Raw genomic sequence first — 26,249 nt, forward strand, 5'->3', positions numbered from 1 at the left:
GGCCGTGACGACGGCTGCGACTCACCGTGCGATCGAGGCAGTCTGGCGGATCGAATCCGCGAAGGTCATCGCTCATGTCGCGCGAATCGTGCGGGATGTGGGCGTGGCCGAGGAACTGGCGCAGGACGCGCTGGTCGCCGCGCTCGAAACGTGGCCCGACGCGGGCGTGCCCAACAATCCCGGAGCGTGGCTGATGGCGACCGCGAAGAACCGCGCGCTCGACCGCTGGCGGCAGGATGCGCTGCATGCGCGCAAGCACGAGGAGCTCGGCGCGGACATGGACGCGATGGAGGCGCACGTCGTGCCGGATTTCGTCGATGCACTCGACGCCGCGCGCGCCGACGACATCGGCGACGATCTGCTGCGGCTCGTGTTCACCGCGTGTCACCCGGTGTTGTCGAAGGACGCGCGCGTCGCGCTCACGCTGCGCCTGCTTGGCGGCCTCACGACCGACGAAATCGCGCGCGCGTTTCTCGTGCCCGAGCCGACGATCGCGCAACGCATCGTGCGCGCGAAGAAGACGCTCGCGGCGGCGAAAGTGCCGTTCGAAGTGCCGCAGGTGAACGATCGCGCGGTGCGGCTCGCGTCGGTGCTCGAAGTGATCTATCTGGTCTTCAACGAAGGCTACTCGGCGACGGCGGGCGACGACTGGATGCGTCCTTCGCTATGCGAAGAAGCGCTGCGTCTCGGGCGCGTGCTGGCCGGGCTGATGCCGGACGAAAGCGAAGTGCACGGCCTCGTCGCGCTGATGGAGATTCAGGCATCGCGCACGCATGCGCGCGTCGATGCCCAAGGGCGGCCCGTGCTGTTGCTCGATCAGGACCGCAGCCGCTGGGACCCGCTGCTGATCCGGCGCGGGCTCGCCGCGCTGGAACGCTCGGAGGCGCTCGACGGGATGAGCGGTCCGTACACGTTGCAGGCGGCGCTCGCCGCGTGTCACGCGCGCGCCCGCACGGCCGCCGATACCGACTGGACGCAGATCGTCGCGCTCTACGATGCGCTTGCCGAGGTCGCGCCGTCGCCCGTCGTCGAGCTGAATCGCGCCGTTGCCGTCGGCATGGCGTATGGGCCGATGGCGGCGCTGGAAATCGTCGATGGACTGGTGGGCGAACCGTCGCTGAAAAACTATCACTGGCTGCCGAGCGTGCGGGGCGACCTGCTCGCGAAGCTCGGCCGCAACGACGAAGCGCGCGCCGAGTTCGAACGCGCCGCTTCGATGACGCGCAATGCACGCGAACGTGAACTGCTGCTTGAACGCGCGCGTGAAATGAGCGGTGCGCATGGACGCATGCAGTAAGCGCGCTTTTGTTGGCGTCGAGGCGCGGTTAGCCGGCGTGTCAGCTCGTGACGTGCGCGAGCATCGTGCGCACGAACGCAATCGCGTGCGTAAGCGCGCTTCGAGTCGGCGTCGGCGCTTCGGCTAGCCGGCGCGTCAACTCGTCACGTGCGCAAGCACCGTGCGGACGAACGGAATCGCGTGCTCGCCCGCGACCATGCCTAGCAAGCCGATCAGCGCGACGATGGGCGGCGCGGGCGATTTCACGTCGATGACGTTGTACAGCAGCCCCACGGCAACGCCCGCCGCCAGCGACGCGATACAAGCCTTCATATGGGTCTCCGGAAGTAGTGCCGTTGCATCACATCGCGATGACCACGCGCCCGCGCGTGCCGCCCGCGACGGCAGCGTAAGCGTCGCGCGCCTGTTCCAGCGCGAAGGTCTGCGCGATCGAAGGCGCCTGCAATGCGCCGCTGTCGAACACGGAAGCCAGTTCCGTCATCATCCGCGCGGAGTCGGCGACGCTGAGCTTCGCGCTATCCGCGCCGAAGAGCTGCGTTTCGTTGTGGTAGAAGTCGATCAGGTCGAAGTCGACGCGCCGCTTGCCCGTCGCGCTGATCTCGACGACGCGGCCGCGCCATTTCGCGAGCTTGAGCGCCGTCTCGAACGCGACGCCGCCGACCGCGTCGTACACGACGTCCGCGCCGCCGAGTTCCTTGACGCGCTGCGCGGCGTTGTCGTCGATCGGCACGTAGTGGTCGATCAGACGGCCGGCGGGCGAGTCCGCATCGGGCTCGCGCCGATCGACGGCGATCACCCGGCAGCCGCGCGACTTCGCGATTTGCACGACCGCGCCGCCAACGCCGCCGCTCGCGCCGACGACAGCGACCGTTTCGCCCGCGACCAGCTGCGCGTAATCGACGACGCCGAGCCACGCGACCACGAAGTTCACGCCGATCGCCGCCGCCTGTTCGTGCGTCAGCGAGTGAGGCTTGCGCGACAGCGCGGCGGCGGGAATCTTGATGAACTGCGCGTGCGTGCCGTCGCGCGTGAAGCCGATGTCGCCGCCCGTGCCCCACACGTCGGCGCCGACCCAGTCGGCCGGGCCTTCGACCACGACGCCGCTGAAGTCGCGCCCCGGAATGCGTGGCAGCGTGGTGTGTGCAAAGTGGCCGGAGAGATTCTTCACGTCGCTCGGATTCACCGAGGCCGCCTTCACTTGCACGATGGCGCTTTCGGCGTCGACGGCGGGCGTGGGGACATCGGCATAGTCGAGGACCTCGGGACCGCCAAAAGACTTGAACTGGATTGCTTTCATTGCCGCTCCTGGATGCTGTCGGATTCGGGGGATTCGCTTGCTGTGTCGCACGGGCGATACAGCACATGGCGGCAGTGTAGGTGACTGGCACGACGCCGTTCAGACAAGTGCTTTCGAATATCGGACAGACGGCGCTGGAGGCGGTATCGTCGAGCTTCGCTCATTCACTCACAACGATTCACCGGAAACGGACGCCATGCGTGACGATGCCAGGCCAACGTTAGACCTGGTCGGCGTGGACGGTTGCAAGGGCGGCTGGTATGCCGTCATGCAGGACGCGCGGACGGGTGCGATCTCGGCGCGCATCTGCGCGTCGTTTGCCGATGTCCTCTCGTGGGCTATGGCGCCTGCCATCGTGGCCGTCGATATGCCGATCGGGCTGTCGTCGTCCGGCTATCGCGCGTGCGATGCCGAAGCGAGGAAGCGGCTCAAATGGCCGCGCAGCGCGTCAGTGTTCCAGACGCCCGTGCGTCAGGCGCTCAACGCGCAATCGTACCGGCACGCGTGCGACCTGAATCGCGAGGCCACGGGAAAAGGCATCTCGCGACAGGCCTTCAACATACTTCCCAAGATCGCCGACGTCGATCAAGCGTTGCGGGCAAGCGCGCGCGATGCATCGCGTGTGTTCGAGGTTCATCCTGAGCTGGCCTTCATGCAGCTTCAGGCAGAGCAAGGCGGGGAGGAGGGTGGATTGATCGAAGGAAAGACGACGGCGGACGGGCATGCTCGAAGAAAGGCGTTGCTCGACCCCGTGTTCGGTACGGCACTGCAAGCCGCGCTCGATGAGCGCGTTTCGCGGCACGTGCAGAAAGACGATGTGCTCGATGCGTTTGCCGTGCTGTGGAGCGCCCGGCGTATCGCGAAGGGCAGCGCGATCACGCTGCCCGACGAAGAACCACGCGACAGCGCCGGCCTGCCGATGGTCATTCGCTACTGACTTCGCCTTGCGCCGGCGCGAAAGCCCGCGCTATCGCCGCGACGCATGCGCAGCACCATGAGCGCCGCGACGAACGCCGTTACTCCGCGCCGCGCACGATGCGCAAGTCGCGCTCGACGGCATTGCCGAGCGCAGCCAGCGCTTTTTTGTACGCTTCGCTGTCGTAGGCTGCGACTGCCTGCTCGTACGTCGGAAACTCGATGACGACGGTCCGTTCCTTCAAGCCCTGTTCGCGCACTTCATCGGCGGCGCCGCGCACGATGAACTTGCCGCCCGCGGCTGTAATGGCGGGCGCCGCGAGCTGCGCATAGGCGGCCAGCGCCGATGCGTCGTTCGTCTTGCGGTAGACCGTGACCCAGTATCCCTTGCTCATTTCACGTTTCCTCATGTTTAAGGTTTGGCCGTAGCGGCGACCGGCATCCGTCCGCCCGCGCCGCCGACGCTCCCGAATTCTCGCTCAACAGCGGCGAGCGCGCTTGCCGAACCTGCGCGCTTGTGCCCCGCACCGCAAAGAAGCACCGAAGCGTCAGGGCTTCGCCATGGCCGATCCGGCAAGCGTCGCGTGCGGATCGAAGTCGGTCGGTGGCGCGCCGAGTTCGCGGCGGAACATATCGCTGAAGCTGCTCGGCAGATAGCCGAGCGAGCGCGCGATGCTGCCGACGGCACGCCCTTCCGCGCGCCCCGACACCGCGACGGCCAGTTGCACCTGCCTGCGCCATTCCGCGAATCCGACGCCCAGTTCGCGCGTGAACAGCCGCGCGAGCGTCCGCACGCTCGCGCCCACGGACGCCGCGTGCTGCTCGAAGCTGATCGCATTCGACGGATTGTCGATCACCGCGCGGCACAGCGCGTCGAGCCTGCGGTCCGATGCATCGGGCAGCGGAATGCGCAGCGACGAACGCGGCGCATGCGCGAGCTCGAGCATCGCGAGCCGGTACGCGGTGCCCAGATAGTCGTCGTCGCGCGCGCGCGCCTGTTCGTGTTCGGCGATCGACGTGATCAGCTCGCGCAACAGGCCGTTGATTTCGAACACATCGCTGCGCGCGCTCAGATGGCCGATGCTTCGCTCTTGCAGATACAGGTTGCGCATCTCGACATCGCTCATCATGTGGATCGAGTGCTCGGTGCCCGCGGGCAGCCAGACGGCGCGCTGCGGCGGAACGACGAGCGCCTCGCGCCCGACCTCGACCCACATCACGCCCGAGACGGCATACAGCACCTGCGCCCACGTATGCGAATGCGGGTCGATGTGTAGCCCGCGCGGATAGCGCCGCGCGAGCGAGTGACCTTCGGCGTCATCGTGTAACGCGGGCGGACGGGCTTGCGGCATCGATCACGGCTCTTTTGTCTGGCGCCGGGCGCTGTCGTTATTGCGGCGGCTGCCTTCGTCATCGTCGTCGCTTTCGTCGATGAACGGCGAGTCAGTATCGACGCCGCCCGAGCGCAGCGCGTTGCGCGCGTCTTCGGCAAGTTGCTCGTAGCGCCGGCGAAAACGCGTGAGCTCCTTTTCGTTCAGCTCTTCCAGATCGAGCAGCGCATTGTGCGCGCCGTCGAGCGCGCGGATCAGCTCGTCGAGCTTGATCTGCATCGCGGCCGTGTCGCGGTTTTGCGTGTTCTGGATCAGGAACACCATCAGGAAGGTGACGATCGTCGTCGACGTGTTGATCACCAGTTGCCAGGTATCGCTGAAATGGAACATCGGCCCGCTGATGGCCCAGACGATGACGAGCGCGACCGCGATCACGAACGTCGCGGGCTTTCCCGCCATCGAGGAAAGACTCGTCGAGAACTTCGAGAACCAGTCGTTGTTCGTCACTCGCGTCTCCTGTTGCGTGAAGGTCACTCTTGACGATACCCATTCCCCGGCGCTCGCGCCACCAGGCGGCCGCGCCGAAAAAATCGCACGGAATCCGCGACGGATTTTCCGCGCCCACGCGTTCAAGCACTGAGCCGGACGATTTTCTGACCGGCAACCGAATCAAGGGAGAACGCAATGAACACGAAGAAATTCTTGTGCCTGCTGACGGCGGCCGTGCTCGCGCTGAGCGCTTCGGCGGCATTCGCGCAGGTAATCGTCGCGCCGATGGCGCCGCCCCCGCCGCGCGCCGAGATCGTGCCGCCGCCGCGCGCAGGCTACGCGTGGGACCCGGGCCATTGGCGCTGGGCTCATGGCCGCTACGTTTGGGTGCCGGGGCATTGGCAGGGCGTGCGGGTGGGCTATCGCTGGGTGCCGGGACACTGGATTGCGCGCGGTCCCGACTGGCGATGGGTGGCAGGACACTGGGCGCTTTGATCAGGCGGTAATGCTTGCGTCGAGCAGGGAGCAGATCATGAAAAGTCGGCTATTGCCGGTATTGCTTACCGTGACGCTGGCGGGTTGTGTGGTGGTGCCGGCGCGGCCTTATACGTGGCGGCCGGCCGTCGTCGTGTATTGATCGGATCGTCGAGCGGATGCGGGCGTCCCGCGTATATGCCGCGAAAGGCGCACATGCTAGGGTTCGCTGCGTCCATACGGTCCATGCAAAGTCACCCATGACACGGAGCGACGGCAAGTGACAGAACGTCTTGTCGCGAGAGATTCCGCGCGGCGTGCGCGGCGCGAGCGGAGCGGCGCGCGTTGAGCGGGCACGATCCGGATGCGGAACTGGTTGCGGGCGTCGGCAGGCAAGAGCCGGCCGCCGTCCGCGCGCTCGTCGCGCGCAAGTTGCCGCGTCTGCTGGCGCTCGCGATGCGGATGCTGGGAGACCGTATGGAAGCCGAAGACGTCGCGCAGGAAGCATTCGTGCGCATCTGGAAGCAGGCGCCGGGCTGGCGCGAGGGCGAGGCGCGTTTCGACACATGGCTGCACCGGGTTGCGCTGAACCTCTGCTACGACCGCCTGCGCGGGCATCGCGAAGAGCCCGTCGACGCATTGCCCGACGAGGCCGACCCCGTTGCCGCGCCCGATGCGCAACTCGAAGCGCAGTCGCGCGACGCACGCGTGCGCGCGGCCCTTGCCGCCTTACCGGCGCGTCAGCGCGAGGCGCTCGTGCTCAACTACTACCAGGAACTGTCGAACATCGAGGCGGCCGCGTTGATGGGCATCACCGTCGACGCGCTCGAAAGCCTGCTCGCCCGCGCACGCCGCAATCTGCGCGCTCGACTGGCCGGCGATGATCTCGCCGGAACGAGGGATTTGCGATGACACCAGAGAGATTTCGCGCCATCGTCGATGCATACGGCGCCGACGCGCGCCGCTGGCCCGAGGCGGAGCGGGCCGCTGCGAGCGCGTGGGCCGACCAGCATCGCAGCGAAGCGAATGCGCTGCTCGCCGAAGCCGCGCGCGTCGATGCGTGGCTCGCGAGCGATAGCGTCGAAGCGCCGGACGCTGCGTTCGCCGAGCGCATTGTCGCGTCGGCGCCTACGGCCGTACCGGCACCGGCATCCGCGCGAAAGCGTCCGCGCTGGTTGACGCTGCCCGGCCGGCGCTCGCGGCGCGCCGGGCTGTGGTGGTCGGGCGCGGCGTTCGCGGGCGTCGGCCTGATCGGCGGGTTCGCGGGTGCGTTCGCCGTGTCTTTTTTTCTCGTGACGGGCACGCCGTCGCCGGCATCGGAATCTTCGTATCTGACAACGGGTTTTGGCGGCACCGCCGCCGATTGGAGCGGCGAATGAGCGGACGCGGCTGGAAATTTCTGTTGATCGGCTCGCTGGTTCTCAACGTGTTCATGATCGGCGGCGTGGCGGGCGGCGCGTATCAATGGTTCATCGCGCACGGGCGCACGACGGTCGCCGCGCAGCCGCAGCCGCGCGCGCTGCGCTTCGCGGCGGAAGGGCTGTCGGCGCAACGGCAGCAGCAGTTCGTCGATGCGCTGAAGGCTGCGCGACGCGATGCCCGGCCCTATGCACGCGAAGGCCGCGAAGAGCGGCGCGAGGTGCTGCGTCTGCTGTCCGCGCCGCAACTGGATCGCGCGGCGCTCGACACGGCGCTGAACCGCACGCGCGAAGCCGATATCGCGTTGCGTTCGCGTGTCGAGCAGAGCGTCGCGGATTTCGCCGCGACGCTGTCGCCCGATGAGCGCGCGAAGTTCGCCGAAGGGCTGAGGGAGCGCGGCCAGTGGCGGATCGCGCAGGCACAGCAACAGGCACAACAGGGAAAGCAGGCACAACAACAGCTTCAGCAGAAGCAGGCCGACGAGCCCGCGAGCGAGTGAACTGCGCTACGCCGTCGGGCGGAAAACATCGACGAAAGTAGCGACGGAAAAGCGCGGCGCGCACCGTTTAACGCACATCGAGAAAGCGAATAACCGCCGACACAGGAGCGAGAGCATGGCCAATTCATCCGCTGCAATGACGGCCCCGCCGTTGAGCGCGGCTGCGATCGCGATGAACCGGTTCGGCCTCGGCGCGCGCGCCGACGAAGCGCCGCCCGCCAATCCCAAGTCGTGGCTGTTTGCACAGTTCGACGCGTATCAGCCAATGCCAGCGGCATGGGCGGATCAACCGACGTCGCTGGCGATCGCGGCCGAGCTCGCGCAACAACGCCAGCGGGCGATGGCGAACGCGGCGGCCAGTTCGACGAACGCGGCCAGCGCATCCGCGAGCGGCACGAACGTCGGCAGCGCGCCCGTTATCGCCGTCAACGCCGACGACGCAAGGAAAGCCGCCCGCCAGGCCGCGAACAAGGCGGTGCGCATGGAAGCGCGCGACACCTACCGTTCAGCCGTGAACGCGCGCGTCGCGAGCGCGCTGACGACGCCCGCGCCCTTCATCGAGCGGCTCGTGCACTTCTGGGCGAATCACTTCGCTGTCTCCGTCGATAAAGGCCAGGTCGCGTCGTTCGCGGGCGCGTTCGAAGCGGAAGCGATCCGCCCGCATGTGCTCGGCCGATTCGAAGACATGCTGGTGGCCGTTGAGCGCCATCCCGCGATGCAGCTCTTTCTCGATCAGACGCGCTCGGTCGGTCCCGACAGCGCCGCCGCCATGCGCGCCGCGCAGCGCAATCCGAACCGCAAGCCCGGCCTCAACGAAAACCTCGCGCGCGAAATCATGGAGCTGCACACGCTCGGCGTTCGCAGCGGCTATACGCAGGACGACGTCACCGAGTTCGCGCGCGCGATGACGGGCTGGAGTATTGCGGGCGCACAGGGTCCGCAGCCGAACAACGCGCCGCCGGGCGCATTCGTGTTCCGTGCGCAACTGCACGAGCCGGGCACGCGGACCATCATGGGCCGCCGATACGATCAGCCGGGTGAAGGGCAAACGCTCGCCGTGCTGCACGATCTTTCGACGTCGCCTGCCACGGCCACGCATATCGCGACCAAGCTCGCGCGCCACTTTGTCGCCGACAACCCGCCCCCCGAAATCGTGGATCAACTGGCGACGGCCTTCATGCGCAGCCGCGGCGATCTGCCGACCGTCTATCGCGCGTTGATCGACAGCGACGCCACGTGGTCGCCCGTGGCCGTCAAGTTCAAGTCGCCGTGGGAATGGACGGTTTCATCGCTGCGCGGGCTCGGCATGCGCGACTTGGGCAACGGGAGCAACGCGAACGGCACCGTGCAGATGGCGCCTGTTCTCACGCAGCTCGGCCAGCAGGTGTGGCGCCCCGGTTCGCCCGCCGGTTACGACGACATCGCCGCGAGCTGGGCCGCGCCCGATGCCCTCGTGCGGCGCGTCGAGATCGCGCAGCGTTTTGCGTCGCGTGTCGGCGACCGGATCGACCCGCGCTCGCTGGGACAGACGCTGATGGCGGGCTCGTTGAGCGAGCCGACGGAACTGGCCGTGTCGCGCGCGGAAAGCGCGTCGACGGCGCTCGCGCTGCTGCTCGTGTCGCCCGACTTTCAACGGAGATAGCCATGCTCACCCGCCGCAGTTTCATCCGTGTGGCCGCAGCCGGCGCGGGCGCGATGCTCGTCGCGCCGCAGATGGTCTTGGCGCGCATCGCGACGGACCGCCGCTTCGTGTTCGTGATCCAGCGCGGCGCGGCCGATGGCCTTAACACCGTCGTGCCTTATGCCGATCCCGCATATGCGGCGCTGCGCGGCGCGCTGACCGTCGATACGTCGTCGTCGACGAAACTCGACGGCATGTTCGCGCTGCATCCGTCACTGGTGCAGATCGGGCAGATGTACGACGGGCGCGAGGCGCTGTTCGTGCATGCCGTCGCGTCGCCGTATCGGGACCGCTCGCATTTCGATGGGCAGAACGTGCTGGAGACGGGCGGCGCGTCGCCGTATCAGGTGAAGGACGGCTGGCTCAATCGCCTCGTCGGGATGATGCCCGGCGCCAATCCGGCGAACCGCGCGACGACGCACGAGAACGCGATCGCCTTCGCGCCGACCGTGCCGATGGCGTTGCGCGGTTCGGCGAGCGTCGCGTCGTATGCGCCTTCCGCGTTGCCGCAGGCGCCCGACGATCTGCTCGCGCGCGTCTCGCAGCTTTACGAGCAGGATGCGCAGTTGCGCCCGTTGTGGGAATCGGCGATGGCGGCGCGCGGCCTGGCGGGCGATGCCGGTGCGCGTCAGGACCCGGCGAGTCTCGGCAAGCTCGCGGCCGGTTTTCTGTCGCGCGAGGACGGCCCGCGCATCGCGATGATCGAAACGGGCGGCTGGGACACGCACAGCGCGCAGATGCCGCGACTCGCCGCGCAACTGAAGGCGCTCGACACGATGCTGGCCGCATTGCGCGATGGGCTCGGACCGGCGTGGAACAAGACGACGGTGCTCGTCGCCACCGAATTCGGCCGCATGGCGGCTGCGAACGGCACGGGCGGGACGGATCACGGAACGGCATCGGTCGCGATGGTGATCGGCGGCGCGGTGGCGGGCGGGCGCGTCCTCGCAGACTGGCCGGGGCTGCGTCAGAGCGATCTGTACGAGGCACGCGATCTTAAGCCGACGGCGTCGCTGGATGCGCTGATTACCGGTGTCGCGAGCGAAAGTCTCGGACTCGATCCGCACAAGACCGCGCGCACGCTGTTCGCGCAAGAGCGCACCACGCAGCCGATGACGGGGCTGATTCGCGGCTAGCTTTCGTCGCTGGCGGCGATCGGCTGTTCCTTTTCCTAAACCTCGGAAACCAATAGGGAGAAAATCTTGAAGTACGCATCGAATCTGAAGTCTACGAAGCTGCGCGGGCTGCTGTTGGGCGCGCTGTGCGCGTCGACGCTTTCGGCCTGCTACGTCGTCGAGCCGGCGCGGCCGCCGCAGCCCGCGCCCGTCGCGGAAGTGATGCCCGCGCCGCCTGCGGCGGGTTATCGCTGGGTGAAGGGCCACTATCGGTGGGAAGGGAATCACTGGCAGTGGGTGCCGGGGCATTGGCGGCCGGCTTGATCCGGCGCTTTGATGACGCTCGATGACGCTTTGATGCCGTTTTGATGCCGCCTTGATGACGCGCGTGCCCGCGAAAAAAATTGATTGCGCGTGTCGATCTGAAGGTGGTTTGTTCGTCATAGTGGTGAAGACTCGCTGTCCTGCGAAGCTTCGTCACTCATTCACCCCTTCATCCAGCAACCATCTTGCATGCGACCAGAGCACGGCATGGGACGGGAGTAGCCGGCAGGCGCCAACTCCCGTCGATGCGCCGACTCCGGTCGACAAAGGAGAGACACGATCATGTCCACCTCAGCTGTCAAGCCCATCCCCGAAGGCATGCACTCGTTGACGCCGCATATCATCGTCGCGGGCGCGGCGGAAGCCATCGAGTTCTACAAGAAAGCGTTCAACGCAATCGAACAGGTCCGTATGCCGGGTCCCGGCGGCAAGCTGATGCACGCATCGCTGAAGATCGGCGATTCGACGCTGATGCTCGTCGACGAAATGCCCGATTGCGGCGGCGGTGCGTCGTTAGGGCCGAAGGCGCTGAAGGGCTCGCCTGTCGTGCTGCACCTGTACGTCGACGATGCCGACGCCACGATCGCGCAAGCGGAAGCGGCAGGCGCAAAGGTGACAATGCCCGCCGCCGACATGTTCTGGGGCGACCGTTACGGCCAGGTCGAGGATCCGTTCGGCCATCGGTGGTCGGTCGCGACGCACAAGCGCGATGTCACGCCTGAAGAAATGAAGCAGGCGATGGAACAGATGGCGCAGGGGCGTCAGTAGCGTCGCCGTCGCCGAGCGGCGGACGCAGCGCTCGGCCGCGAAAAGCCGCGTTCAAAACGCGCTGCGCAATGGCTGACGTTGCGCGACGACGTCGGGCGCGCGATGTTGGCGGCATGGCGATGCGGGCGATGCGGGCGACGTGCCGACCTCGGCGCGCTCCGAGGCGGCGCCCGCGCATCGCCTTCCCGACCTCGCGCGATACAGCGCGATAAAGCAATCAAGGAGATCCGATGGACAAGATAGCGACGTGCCTGTGGTTCGACGGCAAGGCGGAGGAAGCCGTGCAGTTCTACACAGGCATCTTCGGCAATTCAAGCATCGACGATGTGATGCACTATGGCGACGCGGGACCGGGCACGCCCGGCGGCGTGCTGTCGATGACGTTCCATCTCGAGGGCCGCGAATTCATCGCGTTGAACGGCGGCCCGCAATTCACGTTTTCTCCGGCGATTTCGATGTTCGTGAAGTGCGAATCGCAAGCGGAAGTCGACGCGCTGTGGGACAAGCTGCTCGAAGGCGGCGGCGCGCCACAGCAATGCGGGTGGCTCACGGACCGCTACGGCATCTCATGGCAGATTGTGCCGACCGCGCTTGGCAAGATGCTGAAGGACAAGGACCCGGTGAAGGCCAGGCGCGTGATGCAAGCAATGATGCAAATGGTGAAGCTAGACGTGAGCGCGCTCGAAGCGGCATACGCGCAGCGGTGAAATTGTTGGAGGCGCGGCGAGCACTTGTGCGAACCGTGGCGCGTCGCTCGTCTGTGCATGGGTTGAGCGGCGCTACTTCGCGCGTCCTGACGCCAGCGCGGAGCGTCCGAGTTTATGCGCATCAACTCTGGCGCGGGCCTCGGGCCACCGCGGCCGACGCACTTTAGCGCGCGTTTCTGCGATGATCGGCGCTTTCCTGTTTGCCGGATCGAAAGCGCGCCATGTCCCCATCCTCCCTTGAGCTTGAAACCGATCGACTGATCTTGCGTCCTCACGTCGTCGAGGATTTCGACGAGAGCTTTACGTTGTGGTCCGACGAGATCGTCACGCGCTTTATCGGCGGCAAGCCGTTTAACCGCGAAGAAGTGTGGTCGCGGCTTTTGCGTTACGTCGGACATTGGGCCGCGCTGGGATACGGCTACTGGACGATCCGCGAGAAGCACAGCGGACGATTCGTCGGCGAGGTCGGCTTTGCGGACTATCGGCGCGAGATCGATCCGCCGCTCGATGGCGCGCCGGAAATCGGCTGGGTCCTGAGGCCGTCCGCGCACGGGCAAGGCTATGCGACGGAAGCGGTGCGCGGCGCGCTGGCGTGGGCCGATGCGAAGTGGCCGGGCGGCGACACCGTCTGCATCATCGCGCCGGACAACGCGGCGTCGCGGCGGCTTGCGCAAAAATGCGGCTACGCCGAAGAGCGACAGACAACGTACAAAGGCCACGCGACCGGAATCTTTCGCCGGGTGTCAGGCCGCCTTCATCCCATCGGTTCTTAAGACGCTCCTATGCCTTCCGGCCGAATGGTGCCGTGCCGCCATTGATGCGACATTCACTACGCGACTGCACCGGTCATACGAACCACCCAATCGCATATAGATATCGCACGTAGATACGATGTTGACACATTAACCCGCGTCGCGTAGCATCGCAGTATCGACATAGTAGATACACGCGGCGCTTCTGGTCCCCCGTGGGCCTTGTCAAGGAGGAAGTCGTGTATCTGAATTTCTCGGGCGAAGGTGGTGCTATGACTATTCAGACAATCAAGCGGTGGGGAAACAGTCTTGCGGTGAGAATTCCCGCAAGCCTGGCTGAGGAATTGCACCTGCGCGAAGATCAGGAAGTCGACATGGTGGTGGCGGACGGCGCGCTGGTCGCAACGCCTGCCGTCAAGACGTTCAGTTGGGACGAGTATCGCGAGCAACTCGCTGCGAGGCCGAACGACGTGCATCCGACCATCGATCCTGGCGTTGCGGTGGGTTCCGAACTTGCCGACCCAACGGACCAGGACGACTGGTAAGGAGCAACATGAAAAACGGCGTTCCTGAGATCGGCGATGTGTTGTGGATCAGGCTCGAACCCGTGATCGGGCACGAGCGGGGCGGCGGCTATCCGCGGCCCGTCGTCGTGCTGTCACATGAGGCGCACAACGGTCCCACCCACCGTGTCGTGACTGTGCCTTGCACGACAAAGGCGCGTGGATTTTCGACGGAGATTCCGGTTTCCGCGTTGCCGAAGCCATGTGTCGCGTTGATCGACCAGATCACTACGCTCGATTGGGTCGCGCGGCGTGGCGAGTACCGGGAAGAGCGCGTCGCGCAAGGCGAACTCGACGCGATTCGCCGTAGCCTGAAGGCATTCCTGATGATGTGACGACAGGACGTCCGCCTCGCATATCGCCGGAAATTGGCGTGCAGCGGCGCGCGTCTTGTCCCGAGCCGCCGGGGACGCGGGACAAGACGCGTTGCCAACAGCCCGGCGGCCGGCATTCGTCGCTTGCAGCCGCGCGCTCGCTACTTGCGCCGGCCCGCCATGCACGCCTGCAACGTTCGCCGCTGCGTGCCTTGCGCGTCGAAGTTCGCTTCATCGAGCCATTCCGCGAAGCCCGCGCGCAGCGCCGGCCATTCGCTGTCGATGATCGAGAACCACGCGGTGTTGCGATTGCGACCCTTGTACGTCACGGCCTGGCGGAAGATGCCTTCGAAGGTGAAGCCGAAGCGGGCCGCCGCTGCGCGCGAAGGCGCGTTCAGCGCATCGCATTTCCACTCGAAGCGCCGGTAGCCCAGGTCGTCGAACACGCGCTGCATCAGCAGAAAGATCGCCTCCGTCGCCATGCGCGTTTTTTGCAGGCGCTGCGAAAACACGACGAAACCGACTTCGATCACGCCGTTCGTCTTGTCGATGCGCATCAGCGAAAGCGTGCCGACGGCCTTGCCCGTCGCCAGATCGATGACGGCGTAATGCAACGGATCATGCGAAGCAGCGAGGGCCGTGAGGCAGTCGCGGTACGCTTCGCGCGTATCGAAGGGGCCGACGGAAAGGTACGTCCAGTCGCGGGCGTCGGGCGCGGCGCTATAGGCGTCGTACAGATCGTCGAGATGACGCTCGACGTTCACGCGTTCGAGCCGGCAATAGCGCCCCGTCATCGACTGATCGCCCGGCGCTTTGGCTGGCCGCCAGTTCGGCATCGGTTCGCCGATCGGCTGGCCGTATTCATTGACTCGCTGCCCCACGTTGCTCTCCCGTCGTGTGTGCGTTTTGAAGTATGCCAAGCGGGCAAGATACGGCAAACACCGTGCGTCCGTAAGAACCAGCCTGGCCGGATTCGATGGAGCCAACGCCGACCACGGCAAGCGGGCACGGAACGACGGTTGCTGGCCGTCCGCATACCGACGTGCGAGCTGTACGCGTCGAGGCGCCCCGGAGTCTCGCCCGCGAACGTTTGGAACTGAAAGGCTGTCGATACAGAATGAAAGTGATCGAACCCTATCCTCGGGAGGCTCGCATGCTCGATGTCGTCGATGAAATCTCTCGCTTCAATGCCGGGCGCGACCCCGAACGCCTTGCGATGAAGTACGCGCGCATGCGCACGTCGCCGTTCGTGTTTCTGCGCGGCACCTGTCATCTGTTCTACCAGCGTTTGTCCAACGGCAGCGTGCTGCAAAGCTCGCCGCATGCGTGGATTTGCGGCGACATGCACCTCGAAAATTTCGGCAGCTACAAGGGCGACAACCGGCTCATCTACTTCGACATCAACGATTTCGACGAGGCCTGCCTCGCGCCGTGCCTGTTCGAGATGATCCGTCTGCTGACGAGCGTGCTCGTCGCCGCCGACGATCTGAAGCTCAGCCGCGCCGAAGCGCTCGCGCTATGCCACATCGCCGTCGATTCGTACGCGGCCGCGCTGCGTTTCGGCAAGGCGCGCTGGATCGAAGAGGAAACGGCCGAAGGGATGGTCGCCGAGCTTTTCGCTGCGCTGCATCAGCGCTCGCGCGTCGATCACCTGAACCGGCGCACCGAACTAAAGGGCAAGAAGCGGACGCTGCGCGTCGACGGCAAGAAGGCGTTGCCCGTTACCGACAAAACGCGCGAGAAAGTCACGGCGTTCATGAACGACTTTGCGAAGCGCGAGCCGAATCCGGCTTTCTACGAGATCATCGATGTCGCGCGCCGTATCGCGGGCACGGGCAGTCTGGGCGTCGACCGCTACGTGATTCTGGTCGAAGGCAAGGGTTCGCCCGACGGCAACTATCTGCTCGACATGAAGCTCGCGCTGCCGTCCGCGACCGCGCCGAACGTCAATACGCCGCAACCTCGATGGGCGAGCGAGGCGGAACGCGTCGTAGAGATACAGCGGCGCAATCAGGTGGTGTCGCAGGCATTCCTGCATGCCGTCGAATTCGAAAAGCGCCCGTATGTGCTGCGCGGCCTTCAGCCCTCCGAGGACCGCGTCACGCTGGAGAACTGGAACGGCAAGCTGCCACGGCTGGAAAGCGTCGTGCGCAACATGGCGGAACTGGTCGCGTGGGCGCACTTTCGCAGTAGCGGACGGCAGACTTCCGCCATTGCCGATGACCTGATCGCGTTCGGCGAAAAGAGCAAATGGCAACTCCCACTGATCGATCTGGCGACGCAGTGCGAAGCGCAAGTCGTCAGCGACTGGCACGCGTACTGCGCGGCTTTCGATGCCGGGGCTTTTGATCTGACCGCGAAAAGCTGAGGGCGCGGCGAGTCCTCCGCTCGCGAACGCGCCCGGAAATCAACCGCTACGTGTTGAAGCGCGCTATTTGCGCGACCGGTCGAGAGAGCAGACCGCAACTGCAACCGCAGCCGCCCGCGGCGTCGAACATATCCCTTCGCCGCATTCGAAAAATACGAATATGTTAGCGGGCTGGACGCCAGCGAGGGAGTATGTAAATCTGGCGATGGCGTCGTGGCGGAATGCGCGTTGTTTTTGGGGCTCGTTCGCCCTGCATTTCCCGAACCAGATCTCTACCCGACGCCGCGCACGGGCGTGCTGCCCGTGAGGCATGAACAATGCCTTCCTATGAGTCACTTCCACAACAGGAGACGGCACTATGGAAATCGAAGCGACCGCATGGTTCCCGCTGGACGACTATGCGCCCGTAAGGGACGGGTGGTACGAAGTCCAGCTTGTGAGCGGAGAGACGGCATTCGCCAAATTCGCTGAAGGCGGGTGGACCGAAAAGCCGCTCCTCGTGTTCACACACTGGCGCGGGCTGAGCGAAGATCCCGCGCGCGTGGACGAACCGGGAACCATCGACGCGGAAGCCACGGCAGCAGAAGGCGTACGCGCTGCGTGGAATGCATTCTTCCCCGGCGCGAACGGCGAGGCGCACAAGCCGCACGACGTCTCGCACGGCAAGCCGCCACCCATCACGCACTGACTTCTCGCATCCACGCGGACCTGCGGACGGCGCGTCGGCGCCGCCGCTCGTTTCAGCGTCAAACGCCTCTCTGTTACGCGGCCCTCGTGTTTTTTCCCGCTTCGCTAGAATGCAGCGATCGATATCGCGAAGGCCTTCCATGCAAGATTTCCGCCAACCCGTCGATCTGGCGCGCCACGCGCCTTCTGAACCACGGCCCCGTCACGCTCATCACCAGCGCGCATGGAGGCCGTACGAACGTGATGGCGGCGTCGTGGGCGATGCCGCTCGATTTCGTTCCGCCGAAAGTCGTCGTCGTGATCGACGCAAAGACGCTGACGCGGCAACTCGCCGAAGCGAGCGGCGTGTTCGGCCTGCAATTGCCGACGCGCGGCTTCGCGCGCCATACGCTCGCGGTCGGATCGAATGCGGGCGTCGAGATCGACAAGCTCGCGGCGCTGCAACTCGAAACGTTCGCCGCGCAAAAGATCGACGTGCCGATGCTGGAAGGCTGCGTCGCATGGTTCGAGTGCAAGGTGATTCCCGACGACAGCCAGCGCCACGATCTGATCCTTGCCGAAGTGGTCGCGTGCTATGCGGACAGCCGCGTCTACTCAAACAACCGCTGGCACTTCGGCGACGATCACGACATGCGCACGTGCCACTACGTAGCGGGCGGCACGTTCTTCGAAACCGGCGACACGTTCGAAGTCGAGGCCGCGCCTGTCGATAGCGGCAAAAGCGGATTCACGTCTTGAGCGGCACCCAGATCTCGACGCCGCCTATCCCCGTCGCGGGATTGAACTGCTCGCTGTAGCGCTCGAAGTTGGGCGCATCGGCGGGTGTGTGGCCGGACTCGGGCAGCCACTTGTTCCAGATCGTGTTGCACGTGCGGCGTATCGTCGAGATGTGCTCGCGATGCGTGAACACCGCGTAGCGCTGCGCGCCGATGCGCACGCGCCCCAGTTCATCGGGCAAGCCCGAGAAATCCGCCACTTCGACGCCGCACATGTAGTCGAAATTGCCTGAGTCGTCGGGGTTATAGCTGACGCCGTACGCAACCTGTCCGATCTGTCCCGGCACCTGGCCGTTGATCGCGTTGAAGCGCTGCCATTGCACGGGAATGCCGGAACTGCTCTCGCAGTTGTAGCGTTCGCTCAATCCCGCGACGAGCAGCGGAGTGCCGTCGACGAAGCGCGGCGGTTCGAGATGGGCTAACAGGGATTCTTCCATTTTGATCGGCTCCACGAGTGCGATGTTGTCGAGATGACCTTGCGCGCGCAACGCTTCGGGCGTGAGCCCGAACTGCTCGCGAAACGCGCGCGTGAATGCCTCGTGAGAGCCGTAACCCGCATCGACCGCGACGGCGAGAATATCCGGCGCGCCCCGCGCAAGACGCCGCGCCGCTTCCGTCAGACGCCGCGCGCGCACGTAGCGCATCACCGAATAACCCGTTGCCGCTTCGAATGCACGCGACAGATGAAAGCGCGATACGCAGCCGCGACTGGCGATATCGTCGAGCGACAGCTCGCCCGCGAAGTGGCTTTCGATAAACCAGAGCGCTCTTCCGGCGGGGTTCGCGGCTGGGCTCATAGAGACTCTCGTTTCGGCATGAACCCAGCATATCGATTGAAGGCAGCGTTCATTTGATTGCGCTTGCGCTTCGTCGCTACTCCATCGATTCCTTCAACGCGCCGCGTTGCTGTCGCACGGCGGATTGCGCGCCTTGCCGCAACAACGCGCCGCCGAGCGCCGCGGCCGTCGCGGCAAAGATCGCGCCGACGAGAAACGCGACGTGATAGCCGCTCGTGAGCGCGGCGGGCGTATCGGCGTGCTGCGCGCCGCCGCTCGCCGATTGCGCGGCTGCGAGACTCGCGAGCACCGCGAGTCCCAACGCGCCGCCCATCATGAACGACGTATTGACGATGCCCGACGCGAGGCCCGAATCGGCGGGATCGACATCGCTCATTGCCGCGAGCAGCAGCGGATTGAACGCGACGCCCGCGCCGATGCCGAGCAGCACCATGCCGGGCAGCACGTCCGTGACAAAGTGCCCGTCGACGGGCGCGCGTGCGAACAGCAGCAAGCCGAGCGCGGCCAGCAGCAGACCGATGGCCAATGGACGCCGGATGCCGAAGCGCATCACCATGCGCGCCGACAGGCCGAGCGAGAAGAAGCCCATGATCAGATTCGCGGGCAGGAACGCGAGGCCGACCTGGAACGGCGCATAGCCGAGCACGCGCTGCAAATAGAGCGCCGAAATGAAGAACCACGCGAACATCGCGGCGGCCCACAACACGCCGACGATGTTGGCCGTCGCGACATTGCGCAACGTGAGGAGCTCGAGTGGCATCAGCGGATGCACGACGCGTGCTTCGATCGCGAGAAACGCACCGAGCAGCGCGAGCGCGACGACGAGCAGTCCGACTGTTTGCGCCGACAGCCAGCCGGCCTCGTTGCCGTTGACGATCGCATAGACGGCGAGCATCAGCGATGCAGTGACGGTCGCGGCGCCCGCGACGTCGAGCCGCCCGCCGTGTGCGTGTCCGCGGCCTGCGGGCAGCAGCGCGATGCAAGCCGCGTACACGGCGATGCCGATCGGCAGATTGACGAGAAAGATCCAGTGCCAGCTCAGCAGATTGGTCAGCAGACCGCCCAGCAGCACGCCGATGCTGCCGCCGCCCGCGCATACGAAACCATATACGCCCATCGCTTTCGCCCGCTCGCCGTCTTCGGTGAAGAGATTCATGATCAGCGACAGCGATACGGCCGACACTACCGCGCCGCCCAGCCCCTGAATCGCGCGCGCGCAAACCAGCATGACTTGCGAATTTCCGAGCCCGCATGCAAGCGACGCCAGCGTGAACAGCGTTATGCCGGCGAGAAAGAGCTTGCGATGGCCGTACAGGTCGCCGAGCCGGCCGCCCAGCAGCAGAAACCCGCCGAACGTCAGCATGTAGGCGTTGACGACCCATACGAGCGCGGTTTCGGAAAAGCCCAGATCGGCCGCGATCGACGGCAAGGCGACGTTCACGATGGTCGTATCGAGCACGATCATCAGCACGCCCATGCAAAGCACGATGAGTGCCAGCCAGCGTTTTTGACCTTCGATGTTATGCGTCATGCGCGCGTTCCTCCATGTCTGTCGATGCGCTTGCAGTCTAGTCAGGGTCCGTTTCAGACTGCAACTGGAGATCCCGTTTGCGCACCGTTCTTCTACAGACGACGATCGAAGGCGGCGGAAATCGACACGCCTCAATTCAATAGTTCATATTTGCCGCCACCGGCCGCAGGAAACGCCATACGAGGCGGCGCAGGAGGGCGGCCTCTATTCATCACAACGCTGGAGCGCGAATCACGCCGACCACTTGCTGCCCATCAGCTCATTGGAAGGCAGCGTTTCGTCGAGCAGCTTGCGCGCGCTTTCGATACCCGCGACGGGCAAGCCCTTCGGATCGAGCAGCCCGACCTGCACGAGTACGCAAGCCTGGTCCCAATAGATGTGCTCGTTATACAGCTTGTCGCCGCGAAAGCAGACGACGGCGAGCATCGGCACCTCGAAGTATTTGCCCGTCGGCGCGACGCCGGGCAGCAGCCAGTCGATCTCGCAGCTATGCGTGCACGCAAAGATGAATTCGTCGACGATACGATCGGAACCGATGGTCCGCGAAATCGGAATCAGCTTCGTGTCGGGCGGATTCGAATTGACGAAGTGATTCGTGTAGAAGCGCTTCAAATTGTCATAACCGACGCCGCCCGTCATCGTCGGCACATGGTTGACGTAGGGCTGCGCGACCATCGTCGGCATGACCGCTTCGACATCGCGCGTCGCGAACTCGAAGTAGCAATGCTGTTCCCACAATGTGTTCAGATCGTAGACGGGGCCGAGCACCTTGCGCAGCAGCGCGAGCGTGCGCGAGTACGCCATCATCGCGGCGGGTTTGTCGTATTGCGGGCGCGCGGGCGATGCGAACGCATGATCGCAGCCGGGATAGACATACTGCTCGACGTTTGGATGCGTGCGAAGCGCGGCTGTGATCTGCTCGCGCACGGGCGGCGGACAGTACGAATCGTTTTCGGGGAAGTGAAAGACCATCGGGCAGCGAATGTGCTTCGCTTCATCCAGGTACGCTTCGAGCCCGACGCCGTAATAGCTCACCGCGCAATCGACGTCCGTTCGCGCAGCCGCAAGCATCGCGAGCTTGCCGCCGAGGCAATAGCCGATCGTGCCCACTTTGCCCACGTGCTCGGGCAGCGCGCGCAACGCGTCGATGGTGGCGGCGATGTCGTCGATTGCGCGATCGACATCGAACTTCGCGTGGAAGTCGAGTGCGCGTTTCATGTCCTCGCCTTCGTAGCCGAGCACGACATTCGGTTCGATGCGCCAGAACAGATCGGGCACGAGCACGACGTAGCCTTCTTCCGCGTAGCGGTCGGCCGTCGTCTTCAGATAGCCGTTGATGCCGAAGATCTCTTGCAGCAGCACGAGGCCCGGACCGGACCCCTGCGCCGGACGCGCAACGTATGCGTTGAAACGGCCGCCATCGCGAGCGGCGACTTTGATAAAGGAACCGGCCACAGGATGCTCCTCCATTGTTGGACGACGGGGACTGCGCGCGTCCTCATTCGCCCATTCGTCTCAACGGCGAGGTGCGGGCACGCTACATCGCACGCAATGCGAACCGTTTGATCTTGCCGGTTTCCGTGCGAGGCAGCGCGTCGATGAAGGCGACGACGCGCGGGTATTTGTACGGCGCAACGGTATTCTTCACGAATTCCTGCAACTCCGCGATCAGTTTTTCGTCGCCGCTATAGCCCGGATTGAGCACGACAAACGCCTTCACGATCTGCCCGCGAGTTTCGTCGGGCACGCCGATCACGCCGCATTCGGCGACAGCCTTGTGTTGCATCAGCACGCTTTCCACTTCGGGGCCGGAGATGTTGTAGCCCGCCGAAACGATCATGTCGTCGGCGCGGGCCTGATAGAACACGTAGCCGTCTTCGTCGATATACACCGAGTCGCCGGGCAGATTCCAGCCGTCGCGCACGAATTTGCGCTGGCGGTCGTCGGCGAGATAGCGGCAGCCCGTCGGCCCGCGCACCGCGAGCTTGCCGATCGTGCCTGCGGGCACGGGGCGCATGTCGTCGTCGACGGCTTGCACGATGTAGCCCGGCACGGCCTTGCCGATCGCATGCGGCCGCACGTCGCCGCCGGCCGCCGAGATGAAAATATGGATCAGCTCGGTGCCGCCGATGCCGTCGATCATCTCGATGCCGCTCGCTTCTCGCCATAGCGCGCGCGTCGAATCGGGCAACGCTTCGCCTGCGGAAACGGTCTTCTTCAGCGACGAAACGTCGAAGCGCGAAATCAGCGGCGCCATCTGCCGATAGAACGTCGGCGCGGTGAACATCACGGTCGCGCGAAAGCGCTCGACGTTTTGCAGCAGCGTGTCGGGCGTCTGCTTTTCGATCAGCACCGTCGATGCGCCCGCGCGCAACGGAAAGCACAACAGGCCGCCGAGACCGAACGTGAACGCGAGCGGCGGCGTGCCGCAGAAGACGTCGTCGGCGGTGGGCTTGAGCACGTGGCGCGGGAACAGGTCGCACATCGCGAGCACGTCGCGATGAAAGTGCATGCAGCCCTTGGGCGCGCCCGTCGTGCCGCTCGTGAAGGCGATCAGGCAGACATCGTCGGCGGCCGTGTCGCACGCTTTGAATTGCGCGGGCTTCGACGCAGCCAGCGCTTCGAGCGAACCGGGCGCGTCGTCATGAAAGACGAGCGTCTGCTTGAGTCCTTCGCAAAAGAACTCGTCGCCTTGCGTCGTGCAGCGCGCGAGTTCTTCCGTCAACCGCGTGTCGCACAGCGCCGCGTTGATCTGCGCCTTGTCGATGATCTGCTTGAGTTCTTTCGCGCGCAGCAACGGCATCGTCGGCACGACGACGAGACCCGCTTTCAATGCGCCGAGAAACGCAGCGGCCATCTGCAAGGTATTCGGGCCGCGCAGCAGCACGCGATTGCCCGGCTGCAAGCGCATTTCATCGACGAGCACGTGCGCGTTGCGATTGACCATCGCGAGCAGTTCGCCATACGTGGTCGCTTGCGGTTTGCCGTCGACATCGGACCAGATGGCAGGCCGGTCGCGATGCCCGCTTTCGACGGCCCGATCGAGCAGTTCAGTCGCGCAATTGAAGCGCGCCGGATACGCGACGTCCGGATTGTCGAGCAGAAATACGGGCCATTGATCCTCGGGCGGCAAGTGATCGCGCGCGAAGGTATCGACGTGAGCTGACGGTTCCATCATGAAACTCCCCTGCTATACGTGCTAATCGGTGCAAGCCGTGCTGAACGGGTTGGTCTGCGCGGATGCGAAGCGGGCCTAGTCGGTAATCACGGCTGTCGCTTCGATCTCGACCTTGGCTTCATCCTCGATCAGCGCGACGACCTGCACCGCGCTCATCGCAATGTCGTAATCGCCGATCAGCTCGCGAAACGTCTGGCCGATCTGCCTAAGCGATGCCAGATACTCGCGCTTGTCGGTGACGTACCACGTCATCCGCACGAGATGCTCGGGCCGGCCGCCCGCTTCGCGCAATACGGCGAGCACATTGCGCAGCGCCTGCGCGGCCTGTTCGGCGAAGATATCGCTCGTCATGCGCGCTTCCGCGTCCCAGCCGATCTGTCCGGCGATATACACCTGCGTGCCGCTCGCCGCGACACCATTCGCATAGCCGCGCGGCTTCACCCAACCCGCAGGCAGTAGCGGTTTCTTTTTCATGAGCGTTGCTCCTCGGATTGAATGGCATGCGGTGCGAACGCTGCGAGCGCGGTCGCGATGTCATCGGGAATGTCGATCGACTGGCCGCTTTCCAGCGATGTCGTGACGAGTACCTGTGCTGCGCGAAAGCGCACTTCGCCCGCGCAGCGTGCAACGATGACGAGGCCGATCGAGCGGCGCCCGATACGCGTCACGTCGAGCGACAGCGTGATCGTTTCGCCCATGCGGCTCGGCCGCGAGAACTCGCAGTCGAGCTTGACGATCGGCAGGCCGACGCGGCGCGTCTGAATCATGTGCGCGTAGTCGATCGCGAGACGCTCGTTGAACCACTCTTCGACGAGCATGTTCGTCATCACCAGATACTGCGGAAAGTAGACAATGCCCGCAGGGTCGCAATGCGCGAAGCGGATGCGCACGGGCATGTCGAACGACGCGTTCATGACGGGCGCTCCTGTTGCTGGCTCGCTGCATGTGCTTTCAGCAGATCGCGGCCGACGATCAGTTGCTGCACTTCCGTCGCACCCTCATAGATGCGCAGCGCGCGAATCTCGCGATACAACCGTTCGACGGTTGCGCCGCTTCGCACGCCCATGCCGCCCCACAGTTGCACGGCGGCATCGATCACCTGTTGCGCGCCTTCGCTCGCGTGCCACTTCGCCATCGCGGCTTCGCGCGTGACGCTTTCGCCCTGATCGCGCAGCCATGCGGCGCGATAGACGAGCAGCGCGCTGCTGTCGATCGTCAACGCCATCTGCGCGAGCTTCGTCTGCGTGAGTTGAAAGTCGCCGAGCGTCTGGCCGAACATCTTGCGCGACGCGGCGCGCGCGAGTCCTTCCTGCATCGCGCGACGCGCAAAGCCCAACGATGCGGCGGCAACCGACGTGCGAAAGATATCGAGCGTGCGCATCGCGATCTTGAAGCCTTCGCCGGGCGCGCCGAGCATCTGGCTGCGCGGCACGCGCGCGCTGGCGAAATGAAGGCGCGCGAGCGGATGCGGCGCGATCACGTCGATGCGTTCGGCGATCTCCAGGCCCGGCGTGTTCGCGTCGACGATAAACGCGCTGATGCCGCGCGCGCCGGGTGCTTCGCCCGTTCTCGCGAACACCACATAAAAGTCCGCGATGCCGCCGTTCGAGATCCAGGTCTTGTCGCCGTCGAGAACGTAGACATCGCCCTCTGCGCGCGCTTGCAACGACATCGCGGCGACGTCCGATCCCGCTTCGGGCTCGGACAACGCGAACGCGGCAGTCGCTTCGCCCTTTGCGACGCGCGGCAGATAGCGCGTCTTCTGCTCGTGCGTGCCCGCGAGCGTGATCGCGCCGGAACCGAGGCCTTGCATCGCGAGCGCGAAGTCGGCGAGTCCATCGTGCTTCGCTAGCGTTTCGCGCAGCAGACACACGGCGCGCGTGTCGATCGTATCGCCGTGCCCGCCGTATTGCGTGCCGCCGACGCCGTACTTCAGCCAGCCCGCTTCACCCAATGCACGCACGAGCTGACGGCACGATGCGTCGGTGTCTTCATGCTGCACATGCGCGAGATGGTGCGTGGCCCATGTTTCTATCCGTTCTGCCAGTTCGCGATGACGCGCTTCGAAGAATGGCCAGGCCAATGCGCCGTGCGGATCGTTGGGATTCAAGGTCAGTCTCCTTCGAATACCGGGCGCGACTTCGCCGCGAACGCGCGATACGCGCGCTCGAAATCGCGCGTCGTCATGCAGATGGCTTGTGCCTGCGCTTCGGATTCGATCGCCTCATCGATGCTCATGCTCCATTCCTGATGCAGCATCTTCTTCGTGATGCCGTGCGCGAACGTCGGGCCCGCGACGAGATCGGCGGCGAGCTTCAATGCTTCGTCGAGCAGCGCTTCCGGCGCGCACAGGCGGTTGTAGAAGCCCCATGCGTAACCTTCCTCGCCGCTTGCGGAGCGACCCGTGTATAGCAGTTCGGCGGCACGTCCCTGACCGATGATGCGCGGCAGGATCGAACAGGCGCCCATGTCGCAGCCCGCGAGACCCACGCGCGAAAACAGGAACGCGAGCTTGCTGCGCGCAGTGGAGAGCCGCATGTCGGATGCCATCGCGAGGATCGCGCCCGCGCCCGCGCAGACGCCATCGATGGCTGCGATGATCGGTTGCGGGCAATGCCGCATCGCTTTCACGAGATCGCCCGTCATGCGCGTGAACAGCAGCAGCTCGGGCATCGGCAAGTCGATCAGCGGGCCGATGATCTCGTGCACGTCGCCGCCCGAACAGAAGTTCTCGTCCGCGCCGTGGATCACGACGGTCTTCACATCCGTCGCGTAGGCGAGCTGCCGAAAAAGATCGCGCAACTCAGCGTACGATTCGAACGTCAGCGGGTTCTTGCGCTCGGGACGGTTGAGCGTGACGGTTGCGACGCCCGCGTTGACGGACCAGCCGAAGTGCTTGGCGTCATACGTGGCGAGTGTCGTGCGATTGCCGGCCAGTAGGGCGTCGGCAGCGGATCGGGTCATCGT

General features: G+C 65.1%; 29 protein-coding genes and 2 pseudogenes. 17 read left to right on the forward strand and 14 right to left on the reverse strand.

The genetic code is table 11. The annotated features are described in order from the left end of the window. Positions 1-4 precede the first annotated feature (4 nt). Positions 5-1,297 carry an RNA polymerase sigma factor gene (locus GCT13_RS01240; RefSeq protein WP_321574129.1) on the forward strand — a complete coding sequence of 431 codons (1,293 nt, stop codon included), beginning with the start codon at positions 5-7 and terminating at the stop codon, positions 1,295-1,297. A 135-nt stretch (positions 1,298-1,432) separates the two neighbouring features. On the opposite strand, the gene GCT13_RS01245 is transcribed toward GCT13_RS01240, so the two are convergent. Further along, on the reverse strand, positions 1,433-1,609 hold the full coding sequence (locus tag GCT13_RS01245) for a DUF1427 family protein (RefSeq protein WP_152754950.1): 177 nt from the start codon (positions 1,607-1,609) through the stop codon (positions 1,433-1,435). 28 nt (positions 1,610-1,637) lie between these two features. Next, positions 1,638-2,594 carry a quinone oxidoreductase family protein gene (locus GCT13_RS01250; protein ID WP_152754951.1) on the reverse strand — a complete coding sequence of 319 codons (957 nt, stop codon included), beginning with the start codon at positions 2,592-2,594 and terminating at the stop codon, positions 1,638-1,640. 196 nt (positions 2,595-2,790) lie between these two features. Between GCT13_RS01250 and GCT13_RS01255 the strand changes: the two genes are divergently transcribed. Beyond that, positions 2,791-3,531, forward strand: a complete 741-nt coding sequence (locus GCT13_RS01255; protein WP_152754952.1) for a DUF429 domain-containing protein — start codon at positions 2,791-2,793, stop codon at positions 3,529-3,531. A 79-nt stretch (positions 3,532-3,610) separates the two neighbouring features. Here GCT13_RS01255 and GCT13_RS01260 read toward each other — a convergent pair whose 3' ends face one another. The 3 genes from GCT13_RS01260 to GCT13_RS01270 form a co-directional block, all read right to left on the reverse strand. Continuing rightward, on the reverse strand, positions 3,611-3,904 hold the full coding sequence (locus tag GCT13_RS01260; RefSeq protein ID WP_090863878.1) for a DUF1330 domain-containing protein: 294 nt from the start codon (positions 3,902-3,904) through the stop codon (positions 3,611-3,613). Positions 3,905-4,057: 153 nt separating this feature from the next. Continuing rightward, positions 4,058-4,861 (reverse strand): AraC family transcriptional regulator, encoded by an 804-nt coding sequence (locus GCT13_RS01265; protein WP_152754953.1) that lies wholly within the window; start codon positions 4,859-4,861, stop codon positions 4,058-4,060. 3 nt (positions 4,862-4,864) lie between these two features. After that, complete coding sequence (locus tag GCT13_RS01270; protein WP_152755063.1) at positions 4,865-5,299, reverse strand: low affinity iron permease family protein; 435 nt, start codon at positions 5,297-5,299, stop codon at positions 4,865-4,867. A 225-nt stretch (positions 5,300-5,524) separates the two neighbouring features. Between GCT13_RS01270 and GCT13_RS01275 the strand changes: the two genes are divergently transcribed. The 12 genes and pseudogenes from GCT13_RS01275 (at position 5,525) to GCT13_RS01330 (ending at position 13,966) form a co-directional block, all read left to right on the forward strand. Next, on the forward strand, positions 5,525-5,824 hold the full coding sequence (locus GCT13_RS01275; RefSeq protein WP_152754954.1) for a YXWGXW repeat-containing protein: 300 nt from the start codon (positions 5,525-5,527) through the stop codon (positions 5,822-5,824). Between the two features lie 291 nt (positions 5,825-6,115). Beyond that, positions 6,116-6,715: pseudogene (locus tag GCT13_RS01280) on the forward strand (RNA polymerase sigma factor); the annotation flags it as partial. After that, positions 6,712-7,182 carry a hypothetical protein gene (locus tag GCT13_RS01285; RefSeq protein WP_152754956.1) on the forward strand — a complete coding sequence of 157 codons (471 nt, stop codon included), beginning with the start codon at positions 6,712-6,714 and terminating at the stop codon, positions 7,180-7,182. The pseudogene GCT13_RS01280 and the gene GCT13_RS01285, both read left to right, overlap by 4 nt. Further along, positions 7,179-7,721 (forward strand): periplasmic heavy metal sensor, encoded by a 543-nt coding sequence (locus GCT13_RS01290; protein ID WP_152754957.1) that lies wholly within the window; start codon positions 7,179-7,181, stop codon positions 7,719-7,721. The genes GCT13_RS01285 and GCT13_RS01290 overlap by 4 nt, the downstream gene beginning before the upstream one ends. 115 nt (positions 7,722-7,836) lie before the next feature. Beyond that, positions 7,837-9,363: a DUF1800 domain-containing protein gene (locus GCT13_RS01295; protein WP_152754958.1), complete on the forward strand. Its 1,527-nt coding sequence runs from the start codon at positions 7,837-7,839 to the stop codon at positions 9,361-9,363. Between the two features lie 2 nt (positions 9,364-9,365). Next, positions 9,366-10,538, forward strand: coding sequence for a DUF1501 domain-containing protein (locus GCT13_RS01300; protein ID WP_152754959.1), 1,173 nt, complete (start codon positions 9,366-9,368; stop codon positions 10,536-10,538). 84 nt (positions 10,539-10,622) lie between these two features. Beyond that, complete coding sequence (locus tag GCT13_RS01305; RefSeq protein ID WP_152755064.1) at positions 10,623-10,841, forward strand: YXWGXW repeat-containing protein; 219 nt, start codon at positions 10,623-10,625, stop codon at positions 10,839-10,841. A gap of 282 nt (positions 10,842-11,123) precedes the next feature. Further along, positions 11,124-11,609, forward strand: a complete 486-nt coding sequence (locus GCT13_RS01310) for a VOC family protein (RefSeq protein ID WP_152754960.1) — start codon at positions 11,124-11,126, stop codon at positions 11,607-11,609. 230 nt (positions 11,610-11,839) lie between these two features. Beyond that, on the forward strand, positions 11,840-12,316 hold the full coding sequence (locus GCT13_RS01315; protein ID WP_152754961.1) for a VOC family protein: 477 nt from the start codon (positions 11,840-11,842) through the stop codon (positions 12,314-12,316). 221 nt (positions 12,317-12,537) lie between these two features. Then, a complete protein-coding gene (locus GCT13_RS01320; protein ID WP_152754962.1) occupies positions 12,538-13,089 on the forward strand; it encodes a GNAT family N-acetyltransferase in 552 nt (183 codons plus the stop codon). A 218-nt stretch (positions 13,090-13,307) separates the two neighbouring features. Continuing rightward, positions 13,308-13,613, forward strand: coding sequence for an AbrB/MazE/SpoVT family DNA-binding domain-containing protein (locus GCT13_RS01325; protein WP_321574131.1), 306 nt, complete (start codon positions 13,308-13,310; stop codon positions 13,611-13,613). A gap of 8 nt (positions 13,614-13,621) precedes the next feature. Next, entirely contained in the window at positions 13,622-13,966 is a 345-nt protein-coding gene (locus GCT13_RS01330; protein ID WP_152754963.1) for a type II toxin-antitoxin system PemK/MazF family toxin, read from the forward strand. A gap of 140 nt (positions 13,967-14,106) precedes the next feature. On the opposite strand, the gene GCT13_RS01335 is transcribed toward GCT13_RS01330, so the two are convergent. Next, positions 14,107-14,826 carry a GNAT family N-acetyltransferase gene (locus GCT13_RS01335; RefSeq protein WP_321574132.1) on the reverse strand — a complete coding sequence of 240 codons (720 nt, stop codon included), beginning with the start codon at positions 14,824-14,826 and terminating at the stop codon, positions 14,107-14,109. Positions 14,827-15,098: 272 nt separating this feature from the next. Here GCT13_RS01335 and GCT13_RS01340 point away from each other — a divergent pair, with 272 nt between their 5' ends. From GCT13_RS01340 to GCT13_RS01350, 3 genes and pseudogenes are all read left to right on the forward strand, one after another. Next, positions 15,099-16,313 carry a DUF2252 domain-containing protein gene (locus tag GCT13_RS01340; RefSeq protein ID WP_152755067.1) on the forward strand — a complete coding sequence of 405 codons (1,215 nt, stop codon included), beginning with the start codon at positions 15,099-15,101 and terminating at the stop codon, positions 16,311-16,313. A 358-nt stretch (positions 16,314-16,671) separates the two neighbouring features. After that, entirely contained in the window at positions 16,672-17,001 is a 330-nt protein-coding gene (locus GCT13_RS01345) for a hypothetical protein (protein WP_152754964.1), read from the forward strand. A gap of 139 nt (positions 17,002-17,140) precedes the next feature. Then, positions 17,141-17,738, forward strand: a pseudogene (locus GCT13_RS01350) (flavin reductase family protein). Here GCT13_RS01350 and GCT13_RS01355 read toward each other — a convergent pair. From GCT13_RS01355 to GCT13_RS01390, 8 genes are all read right to left on the reverse strand, one after another. Next, positions 17,728-18,573, reverse strand: coding sequence for an AraC family transcriptional regulator (locus GCT13_RS01355; protein ID WP_152754965.1), 846 nt, complete (start codon positions 18,571-18,573; stop codon positions 17,728-17,730). The pseudogene GCT13_RS01350 and the gene GCT13_RS01355 overlap by 11 nt on opposite strands. Before the next feature lie 76 nt (positions 18,574-18,649). Continuing rightward, positions 18,650-20,104 (reverse strand): DHA2 family efflux MFS transporter permease subunit, encoded by a 1,455-nt coding sequence (locus GCT13_RS01360; protein WP_152754966.1) that lies wholly within the window; start codon positions 20,102-20,104, stop codon positions 18,650-18,652. A 231-nt stretch (positions 20,105-20,335) separates the two neighbouring features. Next, positions 20,336-21,559: a dienelactone hydrolase family protein gene (locus tag GCT13_RS01365; RefSeq protein WP_321574134.1), complete on the reverse strand. Its 1,224-nt coding sequence runs from the start codon at positions 21,557-21,559 to the stop codon at positions 20,336-20,338. Between the two features lie 82 nt (positions 21,560-21,641). Then, positions 21,642-23,279 (reverse strand): AMP-binding protein, encoded by a 1,638-nt coding sequence (locus GCT13_RS01370; RefSeq protein ID WP_152755069.1) that lies wholly within the window; start codon positions 23,277-23,279, stop codon positions 21,642-21,644. A 78-nt stretch (positions 23,280-23,357) separates the two neighbouring features. Next, positions 23,358-23,756: a RidA family protein gene (locus GCT13_RS01375; RefSeq protein WP_152754968.1), complete on the reverse strand. Its 399-nt coding sequence runs from the start codon at positions 23,754-23,756 to the stop codon at positions 23,358-23,360. Further along, entirely contained in the window at positions 23,753-24,196 is a 444-nt protein-coding gene (locus GCT13_RS01380) for an acyl-CoA thioesterase (protein ID WP_152754969.1), read from the reverse strand. The genes GCT13_RS01375 and GCT13_RS01380 overlap by 4 nt, the downstream gene beginning before the upstream one ends. Further along, complete coding sequence (locus tag GCT13_RS01385; protein WP_152754970.1) at positions 24,193-25,392, reverse strand: acyl-CoA dehydrogenase family protein; 1,200 nt, start codon at positions 25,390-25,392, stop codon at positions 24,193-24,195. Before GCT13_RS01385 ends, GCT13_RS01380 begins: the two co-directional genes overlap by 4 nt. Positions 25,393-25,394: 2 nt before the next feature. Continuing rightward, positions 25,395-26,246: an enoyl-CoA hydratase family protein gene (locus GCT13_RS01390; RefSeq protein WP_152754971.1), complete on the reverse strand. Its 852-nt coding sequence runs from the start codon at positions 26,244-26,246 to the stop codon at positions 25,395-25,397. Positions 26,247-26,249: the final 3 nt, after the last annotated feature.

Origin of the sequence: Paraburkholderia franconis, from assembly GCF_009362735.1 — a bacterium.
Taxonomy (GTDB): domain Bacteria; phylum Pseudomonadota; class Gammaproteobacteria; order Burkholderiales; family Burkholderiaceae; genus Paraburkholderia; species Paraburkholderia franconis.